This is a genomic window from Pseudomonas sp. R62 (assembly GCF_000257605.1).
Lineage (GTDB): Bacteria > Pseudomonadota > Gammaproteobacteria > Pseudomonadales > Pseudomonadaceae > Aquipseudomonas > Aquipseudomonas atacamensis.
The window spans coordinates 1,663,139-1,664,201 of record NZ_JH635998.1 but is presented as its reverse complement, the minus strand read 5'-3'; the positions used below and the strand labels follow the sequence as shown (position 1 = coordinate 1,664,201).

Below are 1,063 nucleotides of genomic sequence, written 5' to 3'. Positions count from 1 at the left end.
GAGGGCTTTCACGGGCCGGCTCCAGCAGAATGTCCGAGCATTCTGCTGGGACCATGTCGGTTAGTCGAGTTTGCTCGGTGGCGGTTCCGGCAACGGTTTCTGCCCGTCGACGATCGGCACGATGGTTTTGTTCTCGGGTTCCACAGGCACCATCTTGTATTCCTGGCCGTGCAGGTTCTTCAGATAAACCTCCATCTGCCGGAACGAGATGTTGATGTGCTGCTTCTTGAACTCGCGATTGATGAAGCGGTTGACCTCATCCAGCACCGGGTTGCGGTCACCGAGATCGCGCACATGCATGCGCAGTTCGTGGTCGAGGGTGCTTTCGCCGAAGTTGAGGAAGTACACGTGTGGCTCAGGTTCTTTGAGCACACGCGGGTTCTCCCGGGCCGCTTTGAGCAGCAGTTCCTTGACCAGGTCCAGATCCGAACCGTAATCGACGCCGAGTTTCAGCGTGACGCGGGTGATGGTGTCGGTCAGCGACCAGTTGATCAGTTGCCCGGTGATGAACGTCTTGTTCGGGACAATGATGTCCTTGCGGTCAAAATCCGTGATGGTCGTGGCGCGGATGCGGATCTTGCTCACCGTGCCCGACAGATTGCCAATGGTGATGGTGTCGCCGATCCGCACCGGGCGTTCGAAGAGGATCATGATGCCGGAGATGAAGTTGGCGAAGATCTCCTGCATACCGAAACCGAGGCCCACCGACAGCGCCGCCACCAGCCACTGCAACTTGTCCCAACTGACGCCGAGGGTCGACAGGGTGGTGACGAAACCGACTCCGGCAATCACGTAGGACAGCAGCGTGGTTGTCGCATAAGCGCTGCCCTGGGCCAGGTTGAGCTTGGACAGTACGAACACTTCGAGCAGACCGGGCAAGTTGCGCGCCAGCGCGAAGGTGATGCCGATGATGATCAGCGCGCCGAGCATGTCGCCGATGCTGATCGGCACCATGCTCATGTTGGCGCCAGTGCCGCTGGTGTATTCGTAAAGGGTGATGTTGTCCAGATACGAGAACACCGAAATCAGGTCCGACCAGACCCAGTACAGCGCCGCGATGAAA

General features: G+C 58.7%; 1 protein-coding gene. It reads right to left on the bottom strand.

What is annotated here, in order from left to right; translation table 11 throughout:
* Positions 1 to 60 precede the first annotated feature (60 nt).
* On the bottom strand, positions 61 to 1,063 hold a 1,003-nt coding region (locus tag OQK_RS08640), incomplete at its 5' end, for a mechanosensitive ion channel domain-containing protein (RefSeq protein ID WP_038860770.1).